Origin of the sequence: uncultured Agitococcus sp. (genome assembly GCF_937920075.1) — a bacterium.
Taxonomy (GTDB): Bacteria; Pseudomonadota; Gammaproteobacteria; order Pseudomonadales; family Moraxellaceae; genus Agitococcus.
This window is the reverse complement of the sequence record NZ_CALETI010000310.1, coordinates 1-2,127: the sequence shown is the minus strand read 5'-3', so window position 1 is coordinate 2,127 and position 2,127 is coordinate 1. Positions and strand designations below refer to the sequence as shown.

The following is a 2,127-nucleotide window of genomic DNA, read 5'->3' as shown; positions in this document are numbered from 1 at the left end:
ATCTGTTAAATTTAAAATCTGCCCTTCTTTATTTAATGACAAAATATAATTATTAAATTTTTCGCGTACCACATAATCCATTTTGAATGGTTTAGGGGCATAATCATGATTACCAACTTGCTCTAAATCTACTTGATACATTTCGGTATCAATATGCTCAAAGCTAATTTGTGCATCTAAATAAGCCAATTTAAAATCTTTTAATAACCAGTCCCTTTCTACTAACTGCATTTCGCTGCTTAAAAAACCACTATTTGGCGTAGGCATCACAAATTGTGGTAATTTTAACTTTAACGCATCATCGCGAAATATCTCTTTAATGGCATATTTATTCACTTTAGCCTCTAATTCCGTCGGTAGCTGACTGTCTGATATTTGATTGGCGATTGTTTGATAATGCTGATTTTGACTAATCGCTTGCTGCATTAACTGACTGACAGAAGCTAGCGTAGTATTGATAGTCTCTGTAACTCCCCCTTGTGGTGAGCCATGAGTCTGTCCCATGGTCGAACTATTTTCTAATCCTTCGATAAGCTCAGGATTAATGGAGAGATTTTGCCAATCGGTTTGTATTTTTTGAAAATCAAAATCATCAATTATCTCAATCGCTTGTTCTATTGCGTCAAAATTAAAGGCAGGTTGTTGCGGTTTTGCCTCAATCAATGGCGCAATAATTGGCTCAATGTGACGATAATCTTTGTCCGAAAATCCTGCTTTGTTAAGAGCTTTAACAATATTTTGCAGCGTGTCTAAAAATCGGCTAGATGCAGTTAATACATAACTCATGTTTAATAAATCATGGCCATGTTGTTGTACATGAGGCATACGCAATACGCGCCCCAAAATTTGTTCAACATCCACAGGTGACGATTTATCGGCTAAGGAAGCCAACACATAAGCAAAGGGACAATCCCAACCTTCTTTAAGCGCATTGACGGTAATAATATAACGTACAGGACAATCAGGGCTTAATAAGTCGATATTTTTTAGCTCATTAATTTGTGCAGTTTTGATTTTTATTTGTTCGGCAGGCACATTTATCGATATTAAAAAATCTTTAATTTTTTCAAAAGTGGTATTATCGTCTGTGGTTTTAGCCTGTGCCTGAAATAAAATAATGGGGCGAATATATTTTCCGCCGTCTTTTTGTTGTTGAATAGCGATATTTTCGAGTTGTTGCCTAAGAATTAAGGCTTCTTCGATGACTTTATGTTTATCTTGATGATTACTGACAATCACAGGTAATTTAACCATGTGTTGTTTTTTAAGCTGCATCGCGTCAACGTAGCTAATAATATTACTGTTATTTTTGGGTGTGGCGGTTAAATCTAAAATAAAATTAGGATTAAGATTTTCAAGCATTTCGACCGATAAAATAGTTTCGGCATTATGGCTTTCGTCCACAATAATCACAGGCTTTAAAGAGCGCATGACATTAATTAAGGCTGACGCATCATATTCAGCAAGTAATTCATTTTGATGATTATCGTTATTTAAAAACGAAGCCAAATAACCATTATCTTGATAAATTTTGCGGTCTTCTTTATTTTTGGCGCGTAAACTGTCAAAACTCATCACCACAATCGACAATTGCTCTTGTACGGTATCTAGCGAAAAATCCGCTGCCATCAATAAATCTTGTTTTTGATACACAGCAACACGGTGTCTAAAATCAATATTTAATTGTTTTCGATAGGGATGTTCGGGATTGGCTAAGGCTTTGACGGTTTGTTCTAAAATGCTTAACGAGGGGACTAACCACACCACAAATTGCGCTTGTTTGGGATTCGTTTTGGCAAAACAATCAAAAATAGTTTTAATAGCGTTGACGGCAATAAAGGTTTTGCCGCCTGCGGTGGGAACTTTAATACAAACATGGGGGACGTTAGCGACATTGTTTTTATAGGGTGTAATATCGGTAACGCTTTTTTCTGCCCAATAATTTTTAAAGGCCACATCTAATAATTGCGTGTTTTCTAAGAGAGTTAAATACTCGTTTAAGTCGGCAATCACGCGTTGCTGATAATCTTTAAGTTCCATTGTTGAGGCTCTTTTCCTGTTCTTTAGTAACATTTAAGGCTTTTTCTGCCATTATTTTTAATGCCTCACCCTCAATAATAACAGGCT

At 35.9% G+C, this 2,127-nt stretch carries 1 protein-coding gene; it reads right to left on the bottom strand.

Annotated features, from left to right (window positions below; translation table 11 throughout):
• Window positions 1-2,040: DEAD/DEAH box helicase family protein (locus Q0212_RS10815; RefSeq protein ID WP_297925336.1), on the bottom strand; the 2,040-nt coding region annotated here is incomplete at its 3' end.
• Window positions 2,041-2,127 lie beyond the last annotated feature (87 nt).